This window comes from Streptomyces sp. SP17BM10 (assembly GCF_036322405.1).
Taxonomy (GTDB): domain Bacteria; phylum Actinomycetota; class Actinomycetes; order Streptomycetales; family Streptomycetaceae; genus Kitasatospora.
This window is the reverse complement of record NZ_JAQYXB010000172.1, coordinates 1-226: the sequence shown is the minus strand read 5'-3', so window position 1 is coordinate 226 and position 226 is coordinate 1. Positions and strand designations below refer to the sequence as shown.

The window sequence follows — 226 nt, the reverse complement described above, 5'->3', positions numbered from 1 at the left end:
TAAACACTAGCGAGGACGCAGTGCGCGGGATCACCTTATTCCGGTGGTTGCCGTGCCGCTCAACGCGGGTGTGAGCCCGATGACGGGTAAGCATTCACGGAGAGTTTGATCCTGGCTCAGGACGAACGCTGGCGGCGTGCTTAACACATGCAAGTCGAACGGTGAAGCCCTTCGGGGTGGATCAGTGGCGAACGGGTGAGTAACACGTGGGCAATCTGCCCTGCAC

1 rRNA gene is annotated in these 226 nt (G+C 59.7%); it reads left to right on the top strand.

The features are described 5' to 3' along the window. Positions 1–93: 93 nt before the first annotated feature. Positions 94–226, top strand: a 16S ribosomal RNA gene (locus PUR71_RS00610); the annotation flags it as partial.